This window comes from Paraburkholderia sp., assembly GCF_047605525.1.
Taxonomy (GTDB): domain Bacteria; phylum Pseudomonadota; class Gammaproteobacteria; order Burkholderiales; family Burkholderiaceae; genus Paraburkholderia.
On record NZ_JASGFN010000002.1, the window covers coordinates 436,600 to 456,098 of the forward strand.

Sequence of the window (19,499 nt, forward strand, 5' to 3'; positions counted from 1 at the left end):
AGTCGTCAGCATGAACGCGCTCTCCGGCGTTCTCTTTCTACTGACCACGTTCATGATGCTGGCGCTGCGACAGGTTCAGGCGGTGCTGCACGCGTACGTCGCGCAAGCACTCCTGCTGACGGTCTCGACGATACTGCTGGCAATAGGACTTCACTCCACCGAACTGGCCTTCGTCGCGCTCATTACGCTGGTCGCCAAACCCCTGATCGTCCCGTGGCTCATTGCACGGCTTCTCGGTGAAGGGCTGCGAGCCAAGCGGGAAGTTCAGGCGGTACTGAACGTCACCATCTCGCTGACGATCGCGCTCGCGATCAGCGTGCTCGCCTATTTTCTCGCGTGGCCGCTGCTTCAGGGCTCCGACGGCATCGTTCGCGTCAACCTTCCGATCGGACTGGACGTGCTGCTGCTCGGGATGGTGATGCTCGCCATCAGGCGTGAAGCGTTGCCTCAGCTAATGGGATTGATGGTCATCGACAACGGCGCATTTTTTGCCGGCATCGCAATCACGACGTCGTCCGCACTGGTGGAGTTTGCCGCGGCGCTGGAAGGCGTGATGGTTGTCATGATCGTCGCGTTGCTGACCCGCACGATTGCGAAGTTCGTCGGCAATACGGAAGTGGGCTCGCTGGCGTCCCTGAAAGAACGTGGTGCGCCATGAGCCTCGTATGGCTACTCCCGGCACTCCCGCTCGGCGCCGCCTGCGCCGCCGCTATCCGTCCGGGGGCCTGGATCCGCTGGCTGACGGTGACAGGCACCTTTGGAAGCCTGATTTTGAGCATCGATGTCGTTCGGACCGTCGCAAGTCGAGGGGCGTTCGAACTGCTGCACGGCTGGTTCGGCTTGAACGCACTTGCTTCCCTGTTCCTTCTGCTGACCGCGACGCTCGCGTTCACGTCGGCAGTGTTCTCTCTGGGATATGTTCGTCGCCTGTCCGATGGCGATGCCGCGGCCGAGCAACGCTATTACCTGAATTTCAATCTGTTTCTCGCGTCGCTGCTTGCCGTGCCCATGATGCTCGAGGTCGCGCTCACGTGGGTTGCAGTGGAGCTGACCACGCTGCTGTCGATCTTCCTGGTTGGTTTCGAGAATACGCGGGAAGCACTCGAGGCAGCGTGGAAATACGCGGTTCTCACCATCATGGGCGCGACAGTTGCGGCCCTCGGATTCTTCCTGCTGCTGTGGGGACTTTCGCAGGCCGGCGGTACGGAACAGACGTTCGACGCACTCGTCCATTTCGCGCCCGCGATGGCACCGGGTCTTCGCAAACTCGCTTTCGCGCTGATACTCGTCGGATTCGGCGCGAAAGTCGGCCTCGTGCCTGTTCACACATGGTTGCCCGACGCGCATTCCCAGGCCCCTACCCCCGTCTGCGCGCTCCTCTCCGGAATCGAGGTCAGCCTGATCCTTTACGTGATCATCCGGCTCCTTCCCGTCTTCACGCATATCGACGGCTTTCCGGTCTTCGACTGGCTGATCGTCGTCGGTCTGGCATCAACCGGGACGGCCGCCTTCCTGCTTCTGCAGGTGCATGACTTCAAGCGTCTCTTCGCCTACTCGACCGTCGAACATATGGGCATTCTCGTGACGGCGCTCGGGCTGGGTGCCGAGGCCGGCTACGGGACCGTCCTCCACGTCATGACTCACGCGTTGACGAAATCACTCGCGTTTTACGCAGCCGGCGTGGTCCTGCTCGCCGTCGGCACGCGCGATATCGCTTCGGTGCGGGGCCTGTTGCGGCTGAACCCCGTCTGCGGAGTCGCGCTGCTGGCGGCGGGCCTTGCGATAGCCGGAGCGCCGCCGTTTGCTGTTTTCATCAGTGAATTCACGCTGGTGCGGGCCGGGCTGCTGGAAGGTCGTTACTGGGCGGTGGGACTGCTTGCGTTCTTCATCGCCGTGGCGTTTCTGGGGGTCATGCGGCATATCAACCGCATGGTTTTCGGTCATCCCGTCGAAGCGACATCGCCCCATTTGCCGGCCAGCGCCGTGGTCACGCTCGTGCTTGCGCTGGCCCCCGTCCTGTTCCTCGGGTTGTACATGCCGGCGCCGCTGACGCTCATCCTGGAGTCCGCCGCGGCGAACCTGACGGGGGCGCCATGAACGAGCGTGCCCTGCAGACGTTCCTGAGCGATCTCGCGACGCGCTTCGGCGATGAGCTGGTCGTGATACGACAGTCCGAATGCGTTCGTGTCACCGTCGAACCATCGATACTTCCGGTCGTGGCGGCGCATCTCCACGAGGCCGGCGCGATTCTGGCCGGTATCGTCGCCGAGCAGGAAGCCGGCGGATTCCGCTTTCATTACCCGTTCTGCGAGCCCGGCATGGGGCTGTGGATTATCGTCGAGCTCAAAACGATGGCCGGGGAGCTGGTGCCGAGCATCAGCAGCGTAGCGTTCGCGGCGGACTGGCATGAGCGCGAGATCGAGGACCTCTTCGATCTGCATTTCTCGGGTCATCCGCTGCTGGGCGACTTCGTTCTGCACGACGAGATCTGGCCGGAAGGGGTCGCGCCGATGTTGCACACGTTCAATCCGGTGGAACCCGTCGCGCGCAGAGCCAATCCGGACTATGTGCCGCCCCGGATCGTCGAGGCCCCCGGCTCATTCACCATGCCGGTCGGCCCCATCTATGGCGGCATAACGGAGTCCGCGCAGTTCTTCCTCGAGACCGTAGGTGAGGAAGTGATATTCACGAGGCCGCGGTTCTTCTACAAGTATCGGGGCATCGAGAAAATCGTCGAGGGGCGTCAGCCCCGGGACCTGCTCCTTTTTGCGGAGCGATTGAACGGGCAGGCAGCTTTTGCTCATGCTCTTGCCTGCGTCCAGGCGCTGGAGACGCTCGGCGGGACGGAGGTTCCGCCCCGTGCGCAGTGGCTGCGGGTCATGTGGGCGGAGCTGGAGCGCCTGCGCTCGCATACGGCGACGATTGCCGGGATATGCAAATCGACGGGCCTTTCGGTTCCGACCAACCTGGCTTATTCGTTAGTCGAGTCACTGTTGCGGCTCACGGGTGAGTACGCCGGTCATCGCTACCTGTTCGGGCTGCTCGAGCCAGGTGGACTGTCGTGCGACTTGCCCAACGAGCGGGCCATTGAACTTACCCGGCGAGCGGGCGAGTGCGCCGAGCGTCTTGCCGAGCTGGGCAAGGCGCTTTCCTTCGACAACAGCTTCCTCGATCGCCTTGAAGAGGTGGGCGTAATCGAGCCGGACGAGGCCAGACTCTATGGTCTGGTCGGCCCGGTCGGGCGCGCCTCGGGCTGCGCCTGCGACCTGCGCATGGACGTTCCGTATGCCGCCTACCGCGCCTGCGTGCCGGCCAGGTCGACGGAAAAGGAAGGCGACGGGTACGCCCGGCTGCGGGTATTTCTCTTCGAAGCGCTCGACGCGTCGCGCGTCGCGCGCCGGGCAGCCGATGGGCTCCCGTCCGGACCCGTATCCGCGGCCTGGCGAGCGTCGGCCGGTGCGACTCTCGGTTGGGCGGAAGCGCCCGCGGGCACGACCTGTCAGTTCGTCCGCGTCGACGAACACGGGCGCGTCAGCAGGTATCGGCTGATGCCCCCGGCATTTTCGAACTGGCACGCGTTCCAGCTGGCAGCCGAGAACTTCGCCTTTCAGGATTTCCCCATCACCCTCGCAACCGTCGGCCTGAGCATTGCCGAATCGGATCGCTGATCATGAACATCTGGCCACTCAAGGGAATGGCAAAGCGTGTAGCCATCACCCGCTATCCGGACGAACCCGAGACGGCGGCCGGCGTGACCCCTGGCCGTCCCACGCGCTCCGCTCCCGACAACGACGGGCTATGTCCGACGCACGCGTTGCGACCGGATGGCGGCGACGTCGATCTTTCGCGATGCATCCATTGCTTCCGGTGCGTGCGCGAGGCGACTCCGCCTGCACAGTGGGAAAGCGATTATGAATGGGCTCGCCTGCTGCCTGATCGTGGCGCGTTGCCGCGCGCGTTCCGTCGTTCGATTCATGTGCGGGTAGTCGATTCCGGCGACTGCGGTGCCTGCCTTGCCGAACTGATACAGCTCGAATGTCCCGAATACAGCCTGCACCGGCTGGGCATCTACGTCACGCCGAGCCCGCGAGACGCCGATGTGCTCCTCGTGGTCGGCCCAGTCACGAACGCGATGCGCGGTCCGCTGGCCGCCGCCTATGCAGCGATGCCGGAGCCGAGGCGCGTGGTGGCGGCAGGCACCTGCGCCGCCTCCGGAGGACTGTTCGGCCCGACGTTCGAGTGCAATAGCGGGGTGGCCGGATCCATACCGGTGGACGTGGTCGTGCCGGGCTGCCCCCCGCCGCCGCTGGCAATCCTTCAAGGTCTGCTCGAAGTCATGGGTCGTGCACAGGCGCCCGCAACGGAGGTCCGATGAACGCGTTTTTCGCATTCCTCGCACTGACCGTCGCCGGCATCGTCAGCGCGCCCTTGCTCGGCCAGCGCTACGCACATCGCGCTATCGGGTGGATCGGCGGCGCCTGCGCGCTTGCCCTCATCGCGAGCGCATGCCGTGTGCTGACCGGAGGAACGTGGACCGTTACCTTGTGGGCAGTGCCACCGTTCGGAAGTCTCGTGCTGTCCATGGACGCCCTGTCGGCATGGTTCGCGCTCGCCGCGGGACTCGTCTTCCTGCCCGTCTCCGTGTATTCGCCTCGCTACATGACGCGCTACGCGAACCACTACTCGCTGCCGGCTTTCGCGGCGGTCTACCATGCGTTGCTCGCAAGCATCGGACTCACGCTGGTCGCCCACGACGTCCTGTCGTTCCTGATCGCGTGGGAATTGATGTCGGTCGTCAGCTACTTCATCGTCAATTACGAGCATCTGAACGATACCAATACGCATGCGGGCTATCTCATGCTCGCCGCCAGCGAGATCGGCGCGTTGATGATTGCGGTCGCCTTGCTGCTGCTTGCCATTGCGGCGGACAGTTCCGACTTCGACCGGATTCGTGCCGGCGGCCACCTCGGGGCAGCGACCGGCTGGGCCGTGTTCCTCCTCAGCTTCTTCGGGTTCGGCGTGAAGGCGGGCCTCTTTCCCAGCATGAGCTGGCTGCCTCGCGCGCATCCCGCGGCGACGGCCAATGCCTCCGCGCTGTTATCCGGCGTGATTCTCAACCTCGGAATCTACGGCATCGTTCGGGTAAACGGCGATCTGGCTCCGTTCGCGAGCCCGTGGCCGGGCGTCGTGGTTCTGTTGACCGGCAGCCTGACCGCCATCATCGGAATACTCTACGCCACGACGGAAAATAATCTCAAACGCATGCTGGCCCACAGCTCGATCGAAAACATGGGGCTGATCACCGTGGGACTCGGCGCCGCATTCGTCTTTTCCGCCCTGGGACACGAAGCGGTAGCCGGCATCGCCTATATCGCGGCGTTTTATCACCTTCTCAATCATTCGCTCTACAAGAGCCTGCTGTTTCTGGGCGCCGGCGCGGTCGACAGCGCGGCGGGAACAAGGGATATGAACCTGCTCGGCGGCCTCATTCATCGTATGCCGTGGACCGCGGCGCTGTTTCTCGTCGGCGCGCTGTCAATCGTCGCCATTCCGCCGTTTAACGGCTTCCCGAGCGAATGGCTGATCGTCCAGAGCCTGCTTCGCAGCGTCGAGCTCGGAAACGTCGAGATACGAGGCGCGTTCGCGGTCGCCGGGGCGCTGGTCGCGCTGACGGCGGGACTCGCCGTCACCGCTTTCGTGAAGGCATTCGGGATGACATTCCTTGGACTGTCACGCAGCCAGATGGCCCGCGACGCGTGTGAAGTCGGCGCCGGCATGCGCGCCGCGATGGTTTTCCTGGCGGCAGGCTGTCTCGTTCTCGGCATGATCCCCACGTACGTGGTCAGCGCGCTGCGCAATGTGGTCATCGCGTTGCGTTGCCCATCCGGGCCGCAGGCACTCGTGCCGCCGTTCTTTGCACCGTTGACGCTGCCGCCGGATTTTGTCGCGGATTTCCACCGGCTTGGCGCGCAACTCGGCCAGGGGTGGCTGCCGGGCGCCGGACTGGTGTTGATGCATCGGGGAGGACCCGAGAACCCCGTGGTATTCGCCTCTGCTCCGTCCTGGCTCGGCGTCGCGATGGCTGGAATTGCGTTGCTGACCTTCTGCGTCGTCCGGATGGCCACCCGTCGCCGTCGCCGGTCGCGAAGCCGCGCATGGGACGGCGGGCTCAATCGCCTCGTAGCCCATCTCACGTACACGGCAACGGGATTCTCGAATCCCGTACGGGTCATTTTTCAGGCGATACTCGCCCCCGGCAAACCCGCGCAGCAGGAAGTGGTCGTCGCCGAGCATTTCCGCACGGCCATCAAGCGCACGGAGACGGAAACGTATGCGCTGGATCGCTGGATCTTTCTGCCTCTCACGGTGTTCGCCATACGCGCCGCGCAATTGCTTGCGAGAATGCACCATGGGCGCCTGAACACTTACGTTGCCTATGCCATCGGTGGCCTGCTGATCGCAATGTTGCTTGCTTACACGCGATGAGTCCCAACTGCATGATTTGCCCGCAACGGGTGCTCATATTCCCATTGCGGGACGAACACAATGGCACCGGTTGTCAGCCCTACCTTCCTGATTTACACTGCCTTCACGGAGATGGCATACCTCCGCTAACCGCTGGCGCAAGCCGCTAATGATGCCTGCTGGCCCTTGTTACAGGGAAACGGCAGGCCGCATGTGCCGAAGCAACCTCCTGTAGTCAAGGTTTGAGTTCTTCAAACCCGCATTCCCTGCACGACAGATAGAGCGAGTATCACAATGCCGCGCCCGCAGAGGGTGCTTGTGTGCCTGCTCGCGTCCGCGTGCAGATTTCAAGACTGCGACAGGACATTCGGGGATTTTTATGGTCGACCGTGAAGGTTATCGTCCAAACGTCGGCATCGTGCTCGTCAACGGCCGCAATGAGGTTTTCGTGGGACAACGTGTTCGCGACCACTGTTGGCAATTTCCCCAGGGCGGTATCGATCGTGGAGAAACGCCGCTTCAGGCCATGTACAGGGAGTTGCACGAGGAGGTCGGCCTGCTTCCCGAACACGTGAAGGTAATGGGAAGGACTCGAAACTGGCTGCGCTATGACGTTCCGGAGCAGTTTCTCCGGCCTCGAAACGGTGGAACCTTCCGTGGACAGAAACAGATCTGGTTCCTGCTGAGAATGATTGGCCAGGACTGCGACATCTGCCTGCATGCAACGAATCATGCGGAGTTCGACGGCTGGAGCTGGCGGCGCTACTGGGCATCGATGGAGTGCGCGGTCGAATTCAAGCGCGATGTCTATCGGATGGCACTAGCGGAGCTGTCGCGTTTTCTCAGGCACCCGACTTGAGTGGCGGACGCAATGCATCACGCCCGAAGGTGGGGCAAAGGATCGTCAGATAAAGGAAGACGGAATCATGATCCTGACGCTCACGATCGACTCGAAACCGCTGACGATCGAAATCGATGATGTGATTGCCGGTCTCCTCGCGGCGCGCCTGAACGTACCGTCACTGGCCGATCATCAGGGCGAGGTCAGTCGCTATCTGAGCGAGGCCGGCGGCCCGTGGATACTCGATGAGAACCATATGCGCAAACGCGTCATGCGCCGTTTGATACTCGAGATTGCCGATCCCGCGCTTGTCGTCCGCTATCTCATGCTCGATCAGGCGGAGTGATCCGCCAATCTTCCTCTGGCATGCAAGCCACGGTACAGATATTCCCCGGCCAGTTCTCGTCAGGCTAGCGCCTGGTTAGTGGCCCGCGACGCGTTCAACAAGTCGCCCGCTCACCGCCGCGCGAGCTTCCCTTCAGATTGTGTGCGTCCCCTTTTCGCTTCCGCGAAGGATTCGAGATTAGCGGCAAATCGCGCTTTTCAAGCGCCACTCAGTTCGTATATAGTGTAACCATCGTTACATTTTATACGTTCAATAAGTACATATAGCTTGTATCGGAGCCGATTCACTTGCCCACCGGAAGGGAGAATAGGGAATGATCATTCACTGGAGCTATGCTGCTCCGTCCGTGGCCGCTGCTTTTCTTGCTTCCATGGTCGAATTCATCGAGGCGCTGACCGTGATCCTGGCCGTCGGCGCAACACGCGGCTGGCGCGGCGCCATTGCCGGAACGTGTCTCGGCGTCACGGTTCTGCTCGCCATCGTCGCACTGCTCGGGCCAACCTTGATAAGAATCCCTCTCGGGGTGATCCAGCTTCTGGTAGGAGCACTGCTGTTGCTGTTCGGTCTGCGGTGGCTTCGCAAGGCGATTTTGCGCTCCGCGGGCGTCATCGCCTTGCACGACGAAGCAGCTACTTATGCAAAGGAAACGGAGTCGCTGCGCAAGCTCGGAAAAGCGGCTCGTCGCTGGGACACGGTCGCTGTCGCGACCGCCTTCAAGATCACCATGCTCGAAGGCATCGAGGTCGTGTTCATCGTCATAGCTGTTGGCGCTGGGGGTGTCGGGTTGCTGGTGCCCGCCAGTATCGGCGCATTGGCAGCCCTGCTGATCGTGGTTGCGCTCGGCATCGCGCTGCACCGGCCCATTGCGAGCATCCCGGAGAACCTGCTGAAATTCGGCGTAGGGGTTTTGCTGTCGGCATTCGGTTGCTTCTGGTTTGGCGAAGGCCTGGGATTCGAGTGGCCCGGAGCAGACTGGTCAGTGGTGGGACTCACTGCCGCCTTCCTGATCGTATCGACGCTTACCGTTTTCGCGTGCCGCACACGGGTGCAAGCGCGGATCGCGTCGTCCGGCCATTAAATTGGAGAGCTTGAATGCAATGGTTGAGAACCGTGCTCGGTGAGCTTTGGGGTCTTTTTGTCGACGACAGCACGTTTGCGCTGGCGATCGTTATCTGGCTCATTGCGTGCCGCGTCGTATCCCCGCTTGTCAGCCTGCCCGAGGCGGCGCGTGGCCCCATCCTGTTTGCCGGGCTCGCCGTCATCCTGGCGGAGAGCGCGCTACGGAGATCGCGTGGCTAGCCGCGACTTGCGCCGCACCTAGCGGTTTTCGTCGTGAGCATCGAAGACCCGCTGCGCGTATGCATCCAGCAACGCCTCGCAGTTCCTGAGCTGCTGTTCCGCCTCCAGATAGAGCGGTGCATTATAAAAATCCAGCTTGCGGATCTTCTCCAGCCAGGACTGAAGCTTTTTCAGATCGACGTCGTTTTCCTCGAGCTCGGCATACGTAAAATGCCCAGCCGACGTCTCCTTCTCGATTTCGTTGTGGAAATCGACGCATTTATCCAGAAACTCCCGATACTCCTCGTCGCGATCCTCCTTGAATCGTGACACCACTTTTTCTTCCTGCATGCGGTCAAGCGCCGCCGTCTGCAGGATCAGGCATTCACCGCCCATTTCGGCGATCTCGTTTTCGACCATCTTCATCCGTCGCACGTGATCGTCGGTGCGCGGGAGCAGGCATACGCCGCCCTGGAGATATACCGCGCCCATGCTCTTGAGCTTGCGCCACAACGCCACGCGTTTCTTGGGCGGATCAGCCGGCACCTTGTAGATCAGCAATAGCCAGTTCTGTGAATTCATATCGATCGTAAGCTGTGATGCCGGGGGAAACGATTTTCCCGAAGCCAACGGGTCTGCCCGCGACTTCCGCACCGGGATGCGGCAACCGGCCAGACAGTGCAAGTAAGGTCCAGACAGCATCATAGCGTTACATCGATAGTGATACCCTGGTTACATCCACTGACCGATCAACATGCGCATCCTATATCTTTAGCTGAATAAAATATTTAATCCTTGCATAACCCGGTGTTAGCCTGAATTCGCCATGCAGTCGCGCAATCGATCGCGTCACGTCTGCTACCGCTTCCCTTTCTCCATCGAAACGAATCTCCAGAAGGAGCCAACGTGAGCGTCGAATTCATCGGCATGATCCAGCAGCGCAAGGTATCGGAGACGCACGCTCCGCAAGGTCCCGCGATCGATACCGGGTACGTGCGCGCCTTTGCCCAGGCGCACGAGAACGCGGAATTCGACCGCATTCTCGTGCCGCACAGTTCGACCAGTCCCGATGCGACCATCACGATTGCCTACGCGGCCAGCGTGACCTCGCGCGTGCATTTCATGCTCGCGCACCGGCCGGGCTTCGTTGCGCCGACGCTGGCGGCGAGGCAGCTCGCAACGCTCGATCACTTCTGCGGCGGCCGGCTCGCGGTGCACTTCATCTCCGGCGGCAGCGACGAGGACCAGCGGCGCGACGGCGATTTCCTGAGCCACGACGAACGCTATGCGCGCACCGACGAGTATCTGCAGATCCTGCGCCGCGTCTGGACCGAAGACCGCCCGTTCGATCACGAAGGCCGCTTCTACCGCTTCGAAAAAGCCTTCTCCGAAGTCAAACCCCAACAGACGCCGCACGTGCCGATCTATTTCGGCGGCGCATCCGCGCCGGCGCTCGCGGTCGCGGGCAAGCACGCCGACGTCTACGCGCTGTGGGGCGAATCGAAACAGCAGGTCCATGAACAGGTGACGCGCGTGCGCGCCGAAGCCGCGAAGCATGGCCGCAACATCCGGTTCTCGGTTTCGTTCCGTCCGATCCTCGCGTCGACGGAACAAGCCGCGTGGGAGCGCGCGGAGCACATTCTCGAAGAGACGCGCCGCCTGCGCGTCGAACAGGGCTTCTCGCGCGGCGGTCCGCAGCAGAGCGAAGGCGCGCGGCGCCTGCTCGCCGCCGCCGGCGACGGTGTGCGCGCGGACGAGCGTCTGTGGACGGCCGTCGCCAGGGAGATCGGCGGCCGCTCGAATTCGACGGCGCTCGTCGGCACGCCCGCGCAGGTCGCGCAAACGCTCGCCGAATACCACGCGCTCGGCGTCACGACGTTTCTGATCCGCGGCTTCAATCCGCTCGAGGACGCGCTCGACTACGGCCGCGAACTCATTCCCGCGACGCGCGAGCTGACGTCGCGCGCCCGCCACGCGGCATGACGGGGAGCGCGACGACATCATGAGCACCGTACTCGCCGATACGCCGCCACTCGCGTTTCGCCCCACCCCGCTGCGCAAATTCTGGTTCGACGACGATGCCGGGCCACCCCGCCCGCTCGCGCAGGAACGCCTGTACCGGCAGCAGCGCCTTGCCGGCGCATTCCGTCTGTTCGCGCGTCATGGTTTTGCGCAGGGTCTCGCCGGTCACATCACCGCGCGCGATCCCGAATGGACCGATCATTTCTGGGTCAATCCGCTCGGCCGGCATTTCGCCCGCATCCGCGTGTCGGATCTGCTGCTCGTCAACCGTCACGGCGAAATCGTGATCGGCGACGGTCCCGTGAACCAGGCCGCGTTCGCGATTCATGCGGCGATTCACGAAGCGCGGCCGGACGTGGTCGCGGCGGCGCACACGCATTCGCTGTACGGCAAGGCGTGGTCGACGCTCGGCCGCAAGCTCGAGCCGTTGACTCAGGACTCGTGTGCGTTCTATGAAGACCATGCGCTGTTCGACGACTTTCGTGGCGTCGTGCTCGACACCACGGAAGGCGCGCGCATCGCCGAAGCGCTCGGCGCGCACAAGGCGGCGATTCTGAAGAACCACGGCATCCTGACCGCCGGACCGACGGTGGAAGCCGCCGCGTGGTGGTATATCGCGCTCGAGAACGCCTGCCACACGCAGTTGCTCGCGCAGGCGGCCGGCACGCCGCAGCCGATCCCGCACGATGTCGCGGCGTTGACCCATCAGCAGGTCGGCCGCGCGAACGGCGCGCGGCATGCGTTCGACAGCCTGTACGAAGGGCTCGTCGAAACCGAACCGGAACTGCTCGACTGATGGCCATTCACACACTGCGCCGCTTCGTCGGCGAGATCGCCGCGCTCGTCGATTCCGGCATGGCCGAAGCCGACCTGCTCGAGCGGGGCGCGCACGCGCTGCGCGAACTGATCCGCGTCGACGACTGGCTGCCGGACATCTATGCGCAACCGTCCGCGGAACGCTATCAGCAGTTTCTTCTGTACGCCGATGCGCGCCAGCGCTTCAGCGTCGTCAGCTTCGTCTGGGGACCAGGCCAGCAGACGCCGATTCACGACCATACGGTGTGGGGCTTGATCGGCGTGCTGCGCGGCGCCGAACTCGCCGCGCCCTACGCACGCAACGACGACGGCACGCTGCGCCGGACGGGCCCCGAAGTGCGTCTCGAGGCGGGCGACGTCGAGGCGGTGTCGCCGGTCATCGGCGACATTCATCGCGTGCGCAACGCGTACGACGACCGCACGTCGATCAGCATCCACGTATATGGCGCGAACATCGGCGCCGTGCGCCGCTCGACCTATGCGCCGGACGGGCTGCCGAAGCCGTTCATCTCCGGCTACTCGAACCAGACCCTCCCCAACCTGTGGGATCTCAGCAAGGAACCGCATCACTGATGACGACATACCCGGTTCGCACCTATGAAGAGGTGCGCGAAACGCTGCTCGCGCGCCGTGAAATCGCGCTGCTCGACGTGCGCGAAGAAGACCCGCACGCGCAGGCTCATCCGCTTTTCGCGGCCAGTTTTCCGCTGTCGAAGCTCGAACTCGACGCCTATACGCGCCTGCCGCGCCGCGCCGTGCCGATCGTTCTGTTCGATGCCGGCGAAGGACTCGCGCAGCGCGCCGCCGACAGGCTCGTAGCGCTCGGCTACACCGACGTCGCATTGCTCGCCGGCGGCCTCGACGGCTGGATCCGTGCCGGCGGCGAAGTGTTTCGCGACGTGAACGTGCCGAGCAAGGCATTCGGCGAATTCGTCGAAGCGCGCCGGCACACGCCGTCGCTGTCGGCCGAGGCCGTGGAGACGCTGCTCAGGAACGGCGACGACGTCGTCGTGCTCGACGCGCGCCGCTTCGACGAATACCAGACGATGAACATTCCCGGCAGCATCAGCGTGCCCGGCGCCGAACTCGTGCTGCGCGCGCGTGCGCTTGCCCCGGATCCGCGCACACGGGTGATCGTCAATTGCGCGGGCCGCACGCGCAGCATCATCGGCACGCAATCGCTCGTCAACGCGGGCTTGCCGAATCCGGTCGCGGCGCTGCGCAACGGCACGATCGGCTGGACGCTCGCGGGGCAAACCCTCGAGCACGGCAGCGCGCGGCAGTTCGATCCGCAAGCCGGGCTGGATCCGCACAATCTCGCCGCGTCGCGCGACGCGGCGCGCGCGCTTGCCGGGCCCGCGGGCGTGGGCCGCACGACACTCGACGAAGCCGCGCGCTGGGCAGCCGAAGCGTCGCGCACCACCTACCGCTTCGACGTGCGCACGCCCGCCGAATACGAGCACGCGCATGCGCCCGGCTTTCAGGGTGCGCCGGGCGGCCAGCTCGTGCAGGAGACGGAGATGTTCGCGCCGGCGCGCGGCGCACGCGTCGTGCTGTTCGACGACGACGGCGTGCGCGCGAACATGACGGCCTCATGGCTCGCGCAGATGAACGTCGAAGCGTACGTGGTCGACGACGCGACGCCGCAAGACCTCACCGCGAGCGGCACGTGGCGAGGCGCGCGACCCGAACCCGCGCCGACGCCGCGCATCGGCGCCGAAGAGCTGGCCGCGCTGCTCGCGAAGCCGTCGAACGCAACGCTCGTGATCGACGTCACGTCCAGCGCAAATCACGTGAAGGCGCATATTCCGGGTGCCCACTGGATCGTGCGCTCACGGCTATCCCACGCCGCCGACGATCTGCGCGCGCTGCCCGATGCGAAGCGCTATGTCGTCACGTGCGCGACGAATGCGCTCGCGCCATACGCGGCGCCGGAGATTGCCGCGTTGACCGGCAAACCCGTGCACGTGCTCGAAGGCGGTACGTCGGCGTGGATCCGCGCGGGCCTGCCCACCGAAACCGGCGACGCGCGCCTCGCTTCGCCGCGCATCGATCGTTACCGGCGGCCGTATGAAGGCACCGACAATGCGCGCGAAGCGATGAACGCGTACCTGGAATGGGAATACGGCCTGGTTGCGCAACTCGATCGCGACGGCACGCATGGCTTTTTCGTGATCTGAGTCCTGAGTCGCGGCGGCGACGCGGACGCGCCACGACGCACGCGTCCACATTGCATGCTCAGGCCGCGCGCGACAGGCGCGCCGCCCTGAAGCTCTGCTCGACGCTTTGCGCGAGCACGGCAAGCGCCGACTGCATCTTGCCGAGCGCGCGCGATCTGACGATCCACACCGCGATTTCGGGCTTGAAGTCGCTGACCTGAATCACGTCGAGCCGCGCGGCATGCGCACTGCCGCGCAATAACGGCAGCGGCACCAGCCCGAGGCCGACGCCATCGGCGACGAGCCCTAGTTGCAGTTCCGTGCCGAGCGTTTCGAGGTTGAGTTTCAGCGCATAGCCTTGCGCGGCGAGCGCCTGCTGCAAGCCTGCACGAAAGCCGCAGCCGTCCGGATTCAGCACCCAGCCGTACGCCTGACATTCGGCCAGCGTGTGCGCCCGCTTCTTCAAACGCCCCTTCTGCGCGACGACAGCGAGCTTCAGCTCGCCCAGCGCGTCTCCGGCCAATGCGTCGGGCAATATGCGATTGGCCGGCAACAGCATGATCGCGGCGTCGAGCTCGCCGTCTTCGACCTTCTGCAGCAGCGGAGCGCCCCACCCTGTCGACACCCGCGCCTGCAGCTCGGGATGCGCGCCGCGCAACGCGTGCAGGGCTTTCAGCATCGCCACGTCGGCGACCGTCTGCGCGACGCCCAGGCGCAGCACGCCGGCAAGCGGCGCGTCGTCGGTGACGAGATGCGTGAGCGCATCGACTTCCCGCACGATCGCGCGGCATTGCTCGTACACGGCGCGTCCCATCGGCGTGGTTTTCAGCGGCTTGGTATTGCGGTCGAGCAGCTCGACACCGAGCGCCTCCTCGAAGTTCTGGATGCGGCGCGTGACGGCCGGCTGCGTGAGCGCAAGGGACTCGGCGGCCTGGCTCAGCGACTGGCTGCGCACGGCGGCGACGAAGGCCTCGATTTCATCGAGTTTCATGGATGGTATTGTCGTTTGATGGAACGTTGGAATGGCCGGCGGCGGCACGACCGCCGCACGAGCTTAGCCTGTCGCCGCACCTCGGTTCAAGTGGCGCGCGCTTTCCTTCCTCGCATATTAACAAAGAAGAACAATGCGTTTGCCTTATAAAAGCCGCGTACGTATCGTGTGTTTTTCAGCTATCTCGCCTCGCGCAGCTTTCTATGTTCCATCTTGCAAACCGGTTCTCGCGGAGATTTTCCGGCCTTCTGTTCGGCGCGCTCATCACGCTCATCGCGGCCGCGCCGTCCGCCGTTCTTGCCGAAACCACGTTGAAGGTCGGCGACCAGCAGTTGCAAACCCGCGGCATTCTCGAAGCAGCCGGACAACTGAACAACCTGCCGTACCGGATCGAATGGTTCAACTTTCCGGCCGCGCAGCCGCTCGGCGAAGCACTGAATGCGGGCGCCATCGACGTCGGAGGACTCGGCGACGCGCCGCTGATCTTCGCCTATGCGGCGGGCGCGCGGGTGCGCGCCGTGGCGGCGACGCGCTCGATACCGCGCGACCTCGCGATCATCGTGCCCGACGCGTCGCCGATCAGAAGCGCCGCCGATCTCAAGGGCAAACGGATCGCGACGACGCGTGGCTCGATCGGCCATTACCTCGCGATCGCGACGTTGGAGCGCGCGGGCATCAAGCTCTCCGACGTATCGCTGCGCTTCATGCAGCCGGCCGACGCGAAGGCGGCGCTCGCGTCGGGCAACGTCGACGCCTGGTCCACGTGGGACCCGTATGTGGCGCTCGCCGAACAGAAAGACCATGACCGCAGCATCGCCAACGGCATCGACCTTTCGCCGGGTCTCAGTTTTCAGGCGGCGACCGAAACGTCGATCAAGGAAAAACGCGCACAGATCGCGGACTTCCTGAAACGCGTCGCCGCCGGACAGCGCTGGGCCCTCGCGCATCCCGACGAAGTCGCCGCGATGCAATCGAAGGTCACCGGCTTGCCGCCCGAGGTGCTGAAGACTGTCTACCAGCGCGCGCAACTGCATCCGGTCGCGATCGACAACAGCCTGATCGCCGAGCAGCAGAAAACCGCCGATCTCTATCACCGCGCGGACGTCATCAAGACGCGCCTCGACGTCACGCAAAGTTTCGACCGGCAATTTCCGCTCGACGCGCAATGACGCCGGGCCCCGCCCGCTATCCCCCACCATCCCACCCCCCGCCCATTGACTGACGAACGATGACGAGCCGTCACCCCGATCATGCGCTTGCCGAAGTCGAACGCGATGCCGCCGCGCTCGAAGCGCTCGCCGATCTCGACAGCCCACGCGCCGCCGCATGGCTCGACGCGCTTACGCACGAGTTCGCCGCCGGCGCCGCGGCGCTCGACGCCGGCCCTGTGTTCCCGCACGACAATCTCGCGCGCCTGCGCCGCGCGGGTCTGCTGTCGCTGACCGTGCCGCGCGCGTCCGGCGGGCGCGAGGCCACGCTTGCACAAACACTGCGCGTGGTCGGCGCCGTCGCGCGCGGCGAACCCTCGACGGCGCTGATCCTCGTGATGCAATACCTTTATCACCTGCGTCTGCAAGCCAATCCGAACTGGCCGCCGGCGCTGAAGGAACGCATCGCCCGCGACGCCGTCGAGCGCGGCGCGCTGATCAATTCGCTGCGCGTCGAACCCGAGCTCGGTTCGCCGTCGCGCGGCGGCTTGCCCGCGACGGTCGGCCGGCGGCAGGAAGACCACTGGCTGCTGAGCGGCCGCAAGCTCTATTCGACCGGCAGTCCGGGGCTCACGTGGTTCGCGGTATGGGGGCGCACCGACGAAGCAACGCCACGGGTCGGCGCCTGGCTCGTGCATCGCGATACGCCGGGCATCCGCTTCGGTGAGCCGTGGAATCATCTCGGCATGCGCGCGACGGGCAGTCATGAAGTGATCTTCGACAACGCGCGGGTGCCGCTCGATCATGCGGTCGACCTGCAGCTTCCCGGCGAGGCCACCGGCATGGATCCGCTAACCGGCCTGTGGATGAACGTGCTGCTGCCCGCCATCTACGACGGCGTCGCGCGCGCCGCGCGCGACTGGTTCGTGCAATGGGCCGCGCGGCGCGCGCCTTCCGGTCTCGCTGCGCCGCTGTCGAGTCTCGAACGTTTTCAGCAGACGGCCGGCCGCATCGATGCGTTGCTGTTCAACAACCGCACGCTGCTCGATGCGGGCGCCGCCGGTCTGGTGAGCGCGGCGCAAGCACCGGCGCTCAAGTATCTCGTCAGCCAGCACGCGATCGAAGCCGTCGAACTGGCGCTCGAAGCGAGCAGCAATCCGGGGCTGAGCCGCAACAACCCGCTGGAGCGCCACTATCGCGACGTGCTGTGCGCGCGCATTCACACCCCGCAGAACGATACCGTGCTCGGCAATCTCGGCCGCGCCGCTTTCGCCGCGCTCTGAGCGCGCGACATTCCCGTCCACCCCATCAGGAGCATACGCAGATGAGCGTCGAATTTATCGGCTACGTGAGCCATCAGGAATCGAGCGAAATCCATTTGCCGACAGGCCCGGCGCTCAATCCGCCGTATATCGGCGCCGTCGCGCAGGCGCACGAATACGGCGGCTTCGACCGCGTGCTGATCGCGCATTCGAGCGCATCGCCCGACGGATTCCAGATCGCGTCGTTCGTCGCGCAACAGACGAAGCGCCTCGGCATCCTGCTCGCGCATCGTCCCGGCTTCGTCGCGCCGACGCTGGCCGCGCGGCAACTCGCGACGCTCGATCACTTCAGCGCGGGCCGCGCCGCCGTGCACATCATCTCGGGCGGCGACGACGCCGAACAGCAGCGCGACGGCGACTACCTGTCGCACGACGAACGCTACCGCCGCACCGACGAATATCTCGACGTCGTCAAACGTTCGTGGACGAGCGACACACCGTTCGATCACGAAGGCGCGTATTACCGCGTCACCGGCCACAAGTCGCAGATCCGGCCGCTGCAACAGCCTCATCTGCCCGTCTACTTCGGCGGCTCATCGGACGCGGCGATCGACGTCGCCGGCAAGCACGCGGATGTCTACGCGCTGTGGGGCGAATCGCTCGCGGCCGTCGAAGAGACGATCGCCAGGGTACGCAAGGCCGCCGCGCGGCATGGGCGCGATGCGCACATCCGCTTCAGCCTGTCGCTGCGCCCCATCATCGCCGCGACGGAAGACGCCGCATGGGCGCGGGCCGAATCGATTCTGCAACGGGCGAAGGAAGTCGTCGCCGCGTCGCCGAATTTCACGCGGCGGCCGAAGGATCCGAAGAACGTCGGCTCGCTGCGGCTGCTGGCCGAGGCCGACAAGGGCAGCGTCGTCGATCGGCGTCTGTGGACCGGCATCGCCGCGCTCACCCGCGCGGCGGGCAATTCGACGTCGCTGGTCGGCACGCCGCAACAGGTGACCGACGCGCTGCTCGAATATCACAAGCTCGGCGTGTCGACGTTCCTGATCCGCGGCTTCGATCCGCTCGAGGATGCGCTTGCCTATGGCCGCGATCTGCTGCCGCTCGTGCGCGGCGCGATCGCGCGGAAAGAAGCGGCGGCTAACGCCATTGCCGCATGATGTCCCGCAGCGCGCGCCGCGAAATGCGGCGCGCGCTGCGTAGCCGTTACGCCAGCACGTCGGAAAACACCCGCGTCGCGAAGCGGTCCGAACTGGTGCCCGCATTCAGCACGCCGACCGATTTCAGATCGTCCGCGTAGAGCGCGATCTCCTTCCTGAACGCATCGCCCACCGGATGATGATGATCGGTGTGGCTCTTCAGCATCGCGGTCAGTTGCGCGACGCTCGCGCCGGGCGCATTCGGCGCGAAAATCGCCGCCGCCTCGGCCGGATGATTCGCGCTCCACTCGGTCGCCTCCAGCAGCGCCTGGGTCAGCGCCTGCGCGGTCGCGCGGTCCTTACGGATCAGCGAGCCGCGCACACCCAGCACGCAGCACACCCGGTTCGCGTACTCGCCGCACAGATTGTTCGACACCTCCTGCAAATGATCGGTGTCGCGAATCGTCCAGATGGTCGGGTCGCCGTCGGCGATCGCCTGCACCTCGCCCTTCTTCAGCGCCTCGCCGAGCAGCGGCGCCGGATACTGGCGCCAGCGCACGTCATTGTCCGGATCGACGCCGATCTTCTTCAGCGAGATCGCGAAGAAATTTTTCGCCGGGCTGGCCATGTCGCTGACGCCCACGGTGCGCCCCTTGAGTCCCTGCAAATCGACGATGCCGGATGCGCGGGTGGCGAGCAGCCGCATGCAGCCGCCGTGGATGCCCGCCGTCAGTTTCACGTCGAAGCCCTGTTCGAGCGGCTTGATCCAGCGCAGCGCCATGCCGACGCCGGCGTCGGACTTGCCGGTCGCGATCGCCTCGAGCAACTGGTCGGTCGAGCCCGCGAAATTGACGAGTTCCACCTGCAAGCCATGCTTGCGGAAAAAGCCCTGCTGCGCGGCGACCGGCACCGGCGCGGTACAGATCGCGCCGGCGTTCCACGAAAGTCTGAGCGGCTTGAGCGCTTCGTCGGCCGCGGCGCGCCCGCCCGGCAGCCCGAACGCGGCGCCGCCCAGCGCCGCGGCGC

18 protein-coding genes, 1 pseudogene and 1 riboswitch are annotated in these 19,499 nt (G+C 64.8%); of the genes and pseudogenes, 16 read left to right on the top strand and 3 right to left on the bottom strand.

The features are described from left to right. The first annotated feature begins 10 nt into the window (after positions 1–10). From QM685_RS04305 to QM685_RS04345, 9 genes and pseudogenes are all read left to right on the top strand, one after another. Positions 11–658 carry a hypothetical protein gene (locus QM685_RS04305; RefSeq protein ID WP_415113054.1) on the top strand — a complete coding sequence of 216 codons (648 nt, stop codon included), beginning with the start codon at positions 11–13 and terminating at the stop codon, positions 656–658. Further along, a complete protein-coding gene (locus tag QM685_RS04310; RefSeq protein ID WP_415113056.1) occupies positions 655–2,097 on the top strand; it encodes a proton-conducting transporter membrane subunit in 1,443 nt (480 codons plus the stop codon). Before QM685_RS04305 ends, QM685_RS04310 begins: the two co-directional genes overlap by 4 nt. Beyond that, a complete protein-coding gene (locus tag QM685_RS04315) occupies positions 2,094–3,668 on the top strand; it encodes an NADH-quinone oxidoreductase subunit C (protein WP_415113058.1) in 1,575 nt (524 codons plus the stop codon). The genes QM685_RS04310 and QM685_RS04315 overlap by 4 nt, the downstream gene beginning before the upstream one ends. A gap of 2 nt (positions 3,669–3,670) precedes the next feature. Then, positions 3,671–4,375 (top strand): hypothetical protein, encoded by a 705-nt coding sequence (locus QM685_RS04320; protein ID WP_415113060.1) that lies wholly within the window; start codon positions 3,671–3,673, stop codon positions 4,373–4,375. 284 nt (positions 4,376–4,659) lie between these two features. Next, the gene (locus QM685_RS04325) at positions 4,660–6,486 is read left to right on the top strand and encodes a proton-conducting transporter membrane subunit (protein WP_415113124.1); all 1,827 of its coding nucleotides are present in this window, start codon (positions 4,660–4,662) and stop codon (positions 6,484–6,486) included. Between the two features lie 98 nt (positions 6,487–6,584). Then, a riboswitch (Fluoride riboswitch) is annotated at positions 6,585–6,651 on the top strand. 193 nt (positions 6,652–6,844) lie between these two features. Then, a pseudogene (locus QM685_RS04330) lies at positions 6,845–7,318 on the top strand (RNA pyrophosphohydrolase); the annotation flags it as partial. A 73-nt stretch (positions 7,319–7,391) separates the two neighbouring features. After that, on the top strand, positions 7,392–7,652 hold the full coding sequence (locus QM685_RS04335; protein WP_415113062.1) for a hypothetical protein: 261 nt from the start codon (positions 7,392–7,394) through the stop codon (positions 7,650–7,652). A 313-nt stretch (positions 7,653–7,965) separates the two neighbouring features. Next, positions 7,966–8,730, top strand: coding sequence for a COG4280 domain-containing protein (locus QM685_RS04340; RefSeq protein ID WP_415113064.1), 765 nt, complete (start codon positions 7,966–7,968; stop codon positions 8,728–8,730). A 14-nt stretch (positions 8,731–8,744) separates the two neighbouring features. After that, positions 8,745–8,951 (top strand): hypothetical protein, encoded by a 207-nt coding sequence (locus tag QM685_RS04345; protein WP_415113066.1) that lies wholly within the window; start codon positions 8,745–8,747, stop codon positions 8,949–8,951. 18 nt (positions 8,952–8,969) lie between these two features. Here the strand turns inward: QM685_RS04345 and QM685_RS04350 are convergent, their stop codons facing one another. Beyond that, positions 8,970–9,512, bottom strand: a complete 543-nt coding sequence (locus QM685_RS04350; RefSeq protein WP_415113068.1) for a Chromate resistance protein ChrB — start codon at positions 9,510–9,512, stop codon at positions 8,970–8,972. Positions 9,513–9,836: 324 nt separating this feature from the next. Here QM685_RS04350 and QM685_RS04355 point away from each other — a divergent pair, with 324 nt between their 5' ends. Genes QM685_RS04355 through QM685_RS04370 form a run of 4 tightly spaced genes read left to right on the top strand, consistent with a single transcriptional unit; the run spans position 9,837 to position 13,948 of the window. Continuing rightward, complete coding sequence (locus QM685_RS04355; RefSeq protein ID WP_415113070.1) at positions 9,837–10,913, top strand: LLM class flavin-dependent oxidoreductase; 1,077 nt, start codon at positions 9,837–9,839, stop codon at positions 10,911–10,913. Between the two features lie 19 nt (positions 10,914–10,932). Beyond that, entirely contained in the window at positions 10,933–11,748 is an 816-nt protein-coding gene (locus tag QM685_RS04360) for a class II aldolase/adducin family protein (protein WP_415113072.1), read from the top strand. Beyond that, positions 11,748–12,341 carry a cysteine dioxygenase gene (locus QM685_RS04365; protein WP_415113074.1) on the top strand — a complete coding sequence of 198 codons (594 nt, stop codon included), beginning with the start codon at positions 11,748–11,750 and terminating at the stop codon, positions 12,339–12,341. The genes QM685_RS04360 and QM685_RS04365 overlap by 1 nt, the downstream gene beginning before the upstream one ends. After that, positions 12,341–13,948 (top strand): rhodanese-related sulfurtransferase, encoded by a 1,608-nt coding sequence (locus QM685_RS04370; protein WP_415113076.1) that lies wholly within the window; start codon positions 12,341–12,343, stop codon positions 13,946–13,948. The genes QM685_RS04365 and QM685_RS04370 overlap by 1 nt, the downstream gene beginning before the upstream one ends. A 58-nt stretch (positions 13,949–14,006) precedes the next feature. On the opposite strand, the gene QM685_RS04375 is transcribed toward QM685_RS04370, so the two are convergent. Then, positions 14,007–14,918, bottom strand: coding sequence for a LysR substrate-binding domain-containing protein (locus QM685_RS04375; RefSeq protein ID WP_415113078.1), 912 nt, complete (start codon positions 14,916–14,918; stop codon positions 14,007–14,009). A gap of 203 nt (positions 14,919–15,121) precedes the next feature. Between QM685_RS04375 and QM685_RS04380 the strand changes: the two genes are divergently transcribed. From QM685_RS04380 to QM685_RS04390, 3 genes are read left to right on the top strand one after another with little or no spacing between them, the layout of a single operon-like run. Further along, positions 15,122–16,087, top strand: a complete 966-nt coding sequence (locus QM685_RS04380; RefSeq protein ID WP_415113080.1) for an ABC transporter substrate-binding protein — start codon at positions 15,122–15,124, stop codon at positions 16,085–16,087. A gap of 59 nt (positions 16,088–16,146) precedes the next feature. After that, on the top strand, positions 16,147–17,349 hold the full coding sequence (locus QM685_RS04385; protein WP_415113082.1) for an acyl-CoA dehydrogenase family protein: 1,203 nt from the start codon (positions 16,147–16,149) through the stop codon (positions 17,347–17,349). A gap of 41 nt (positions 17,350–17,390) precedes the next feature. Next, positions 17,391–18,494 carry an LLM class flavin-dependent oxidoreductase gene (locus tag QM685_RS04390; protein ID WP_415113084.1) on the top strand — a complete coding sequence of 368 codons (1,104 nt, stop codon included), beginning with the start codon at positions 17,391–17,393 and terminating at the stop codon, positions 18,492–18,494. 46 nt (positions 18,495–18,540) lie between these two features. Here QM685_RS04390 and QM685_RS04395 read toward each other — a convergent pair. Continuing rightward, the coding region (locus QM685_RS04395) for an ABC transporter substrate-binding protein (protein ID WP_415113086.1) at positions 18,541–19,499 on the bottom strand (959 nt) is incomplete at its 5' end.

What these genes read in the sequence shown, in the direction of transcription:
- QM685_RS04370 (WP_415113076.1), top strand. Translation starts at nt 12,341, where the DNA reads ATGACGACATACCCGGTTCGCACCTATGAAGAGGTGCGCGAAACGCTG.
- QM685_RS04360 (WP_415113072.1), top strand. Translation starts at nt 10,933, where the DNA reads ATGAGCACCGTACTCGCCGATACGCCGCCACTCGCGTTTCGCCCCACC.
- QM685_RS04315 (WP_415113058.1), top strand. Translation starts at nt 2,094, where the DNA reads ATGAACGAGCGTGCCCTGCAGACGTTCCTGAGCGATCTCGCGACGCGC.
- QM685_RS04340 (WP_415113064.1), top strand. Translation starts at nt 7,966, where the DNA reads ATGATCATTCACTGGAGCTATGCTGCTCCGTCCGTGGCCGCTGCTTTT.
- QM685_RS04365 (WP_415113074.1), top strand. Translation starts at nt 11,748, where the DNA reads ATGGCCATTCACACACTGCGCCGCTTCGTCGGCGAGATCGCCGCGCTC.
- QM685_RS04350 (WP_415113068.1), bottom strand. Translation starts at nt 9,512, where the DNA reads ATGAATTCACAGAACTGGCTATTGCTGATCTACAAGGTGCCGGCTGAT.
- QM685_RS04390 (WP_415113084.1), top strand. Translation starts at nt 17,391, where the DNA reads ATGAGCGTCGAATTTATCGGCTACGTGAGCCATCAGGAATCGAGCGAA.
- QM685_RS04305 (WP_415113054.1), top strand. Translation starts at nt 11, where the DNA reads ATGAACGCGCTCTCCGGCGTTCTCTTTCTACTGACCACGTTCATGATG.
- QM685_RS04320 (WP_415113060.1), top strand. Translation starts at nt 3,671, where the DNA reads ATGAACATCTGGCCACTCAAGGGAATGGCAAAGCGTGTAGCCATCACC.
- QM685_RS04375 (WP_415113078.1), bottom strand. Translation starts at nt 14,918, where the DNA reads ATGAAACTCGATGAAATCGAGGCCTTCGTCGCCGCCGTGCGCAGCCAG.
- QM685_RS04325 (WP_415113124.1), top strand. Translation starts at nt 4,660, where the DNA reads ATGACGCGCTACGCGAACCACTACTCGCTGCCGGCTTTCGCGGCGGTC.
- QM685_RS04385 (WP_415113082.1), top strand. Translation starts at nt 16,147, where the DNA reads ATGACGAGCCGTCACCCCGATCATGCGCTTGCCGAAGTCGAACGCGAT.
- QM685_RS04335 (WP_415113062.1), top strand. Translation starts at nt 7,392, where the DNA reads ATGATCCTGACGCTCACGATCGACTCGAAACCGCTGACGATCGAAATC.
- QM685_RS04380 (WP_415113080.1), top strand. Translation starts at nt 15,122, where the DNA reads ATGTTCCATCTTGCAAACCGGTTCTCGCGGAGATTTTCCGGCCTTCTG.
- QM685_RS04345 (WP_415113066.1), top strand. Translation starts at nt 8,745, where the DNA reads ATGCAATGGTTGAGAACCGTGCTCGGTGAGCTTTGGGGTCTTTTTGTC.
- QM685_RS04310 (WP_415113056.1), top strand. Translation starts at nt 655, where the DNA reads ATGAGCCTCGTATGGCTACTCCCGGCACTCCCGCTCGGCGCCGCCTGC.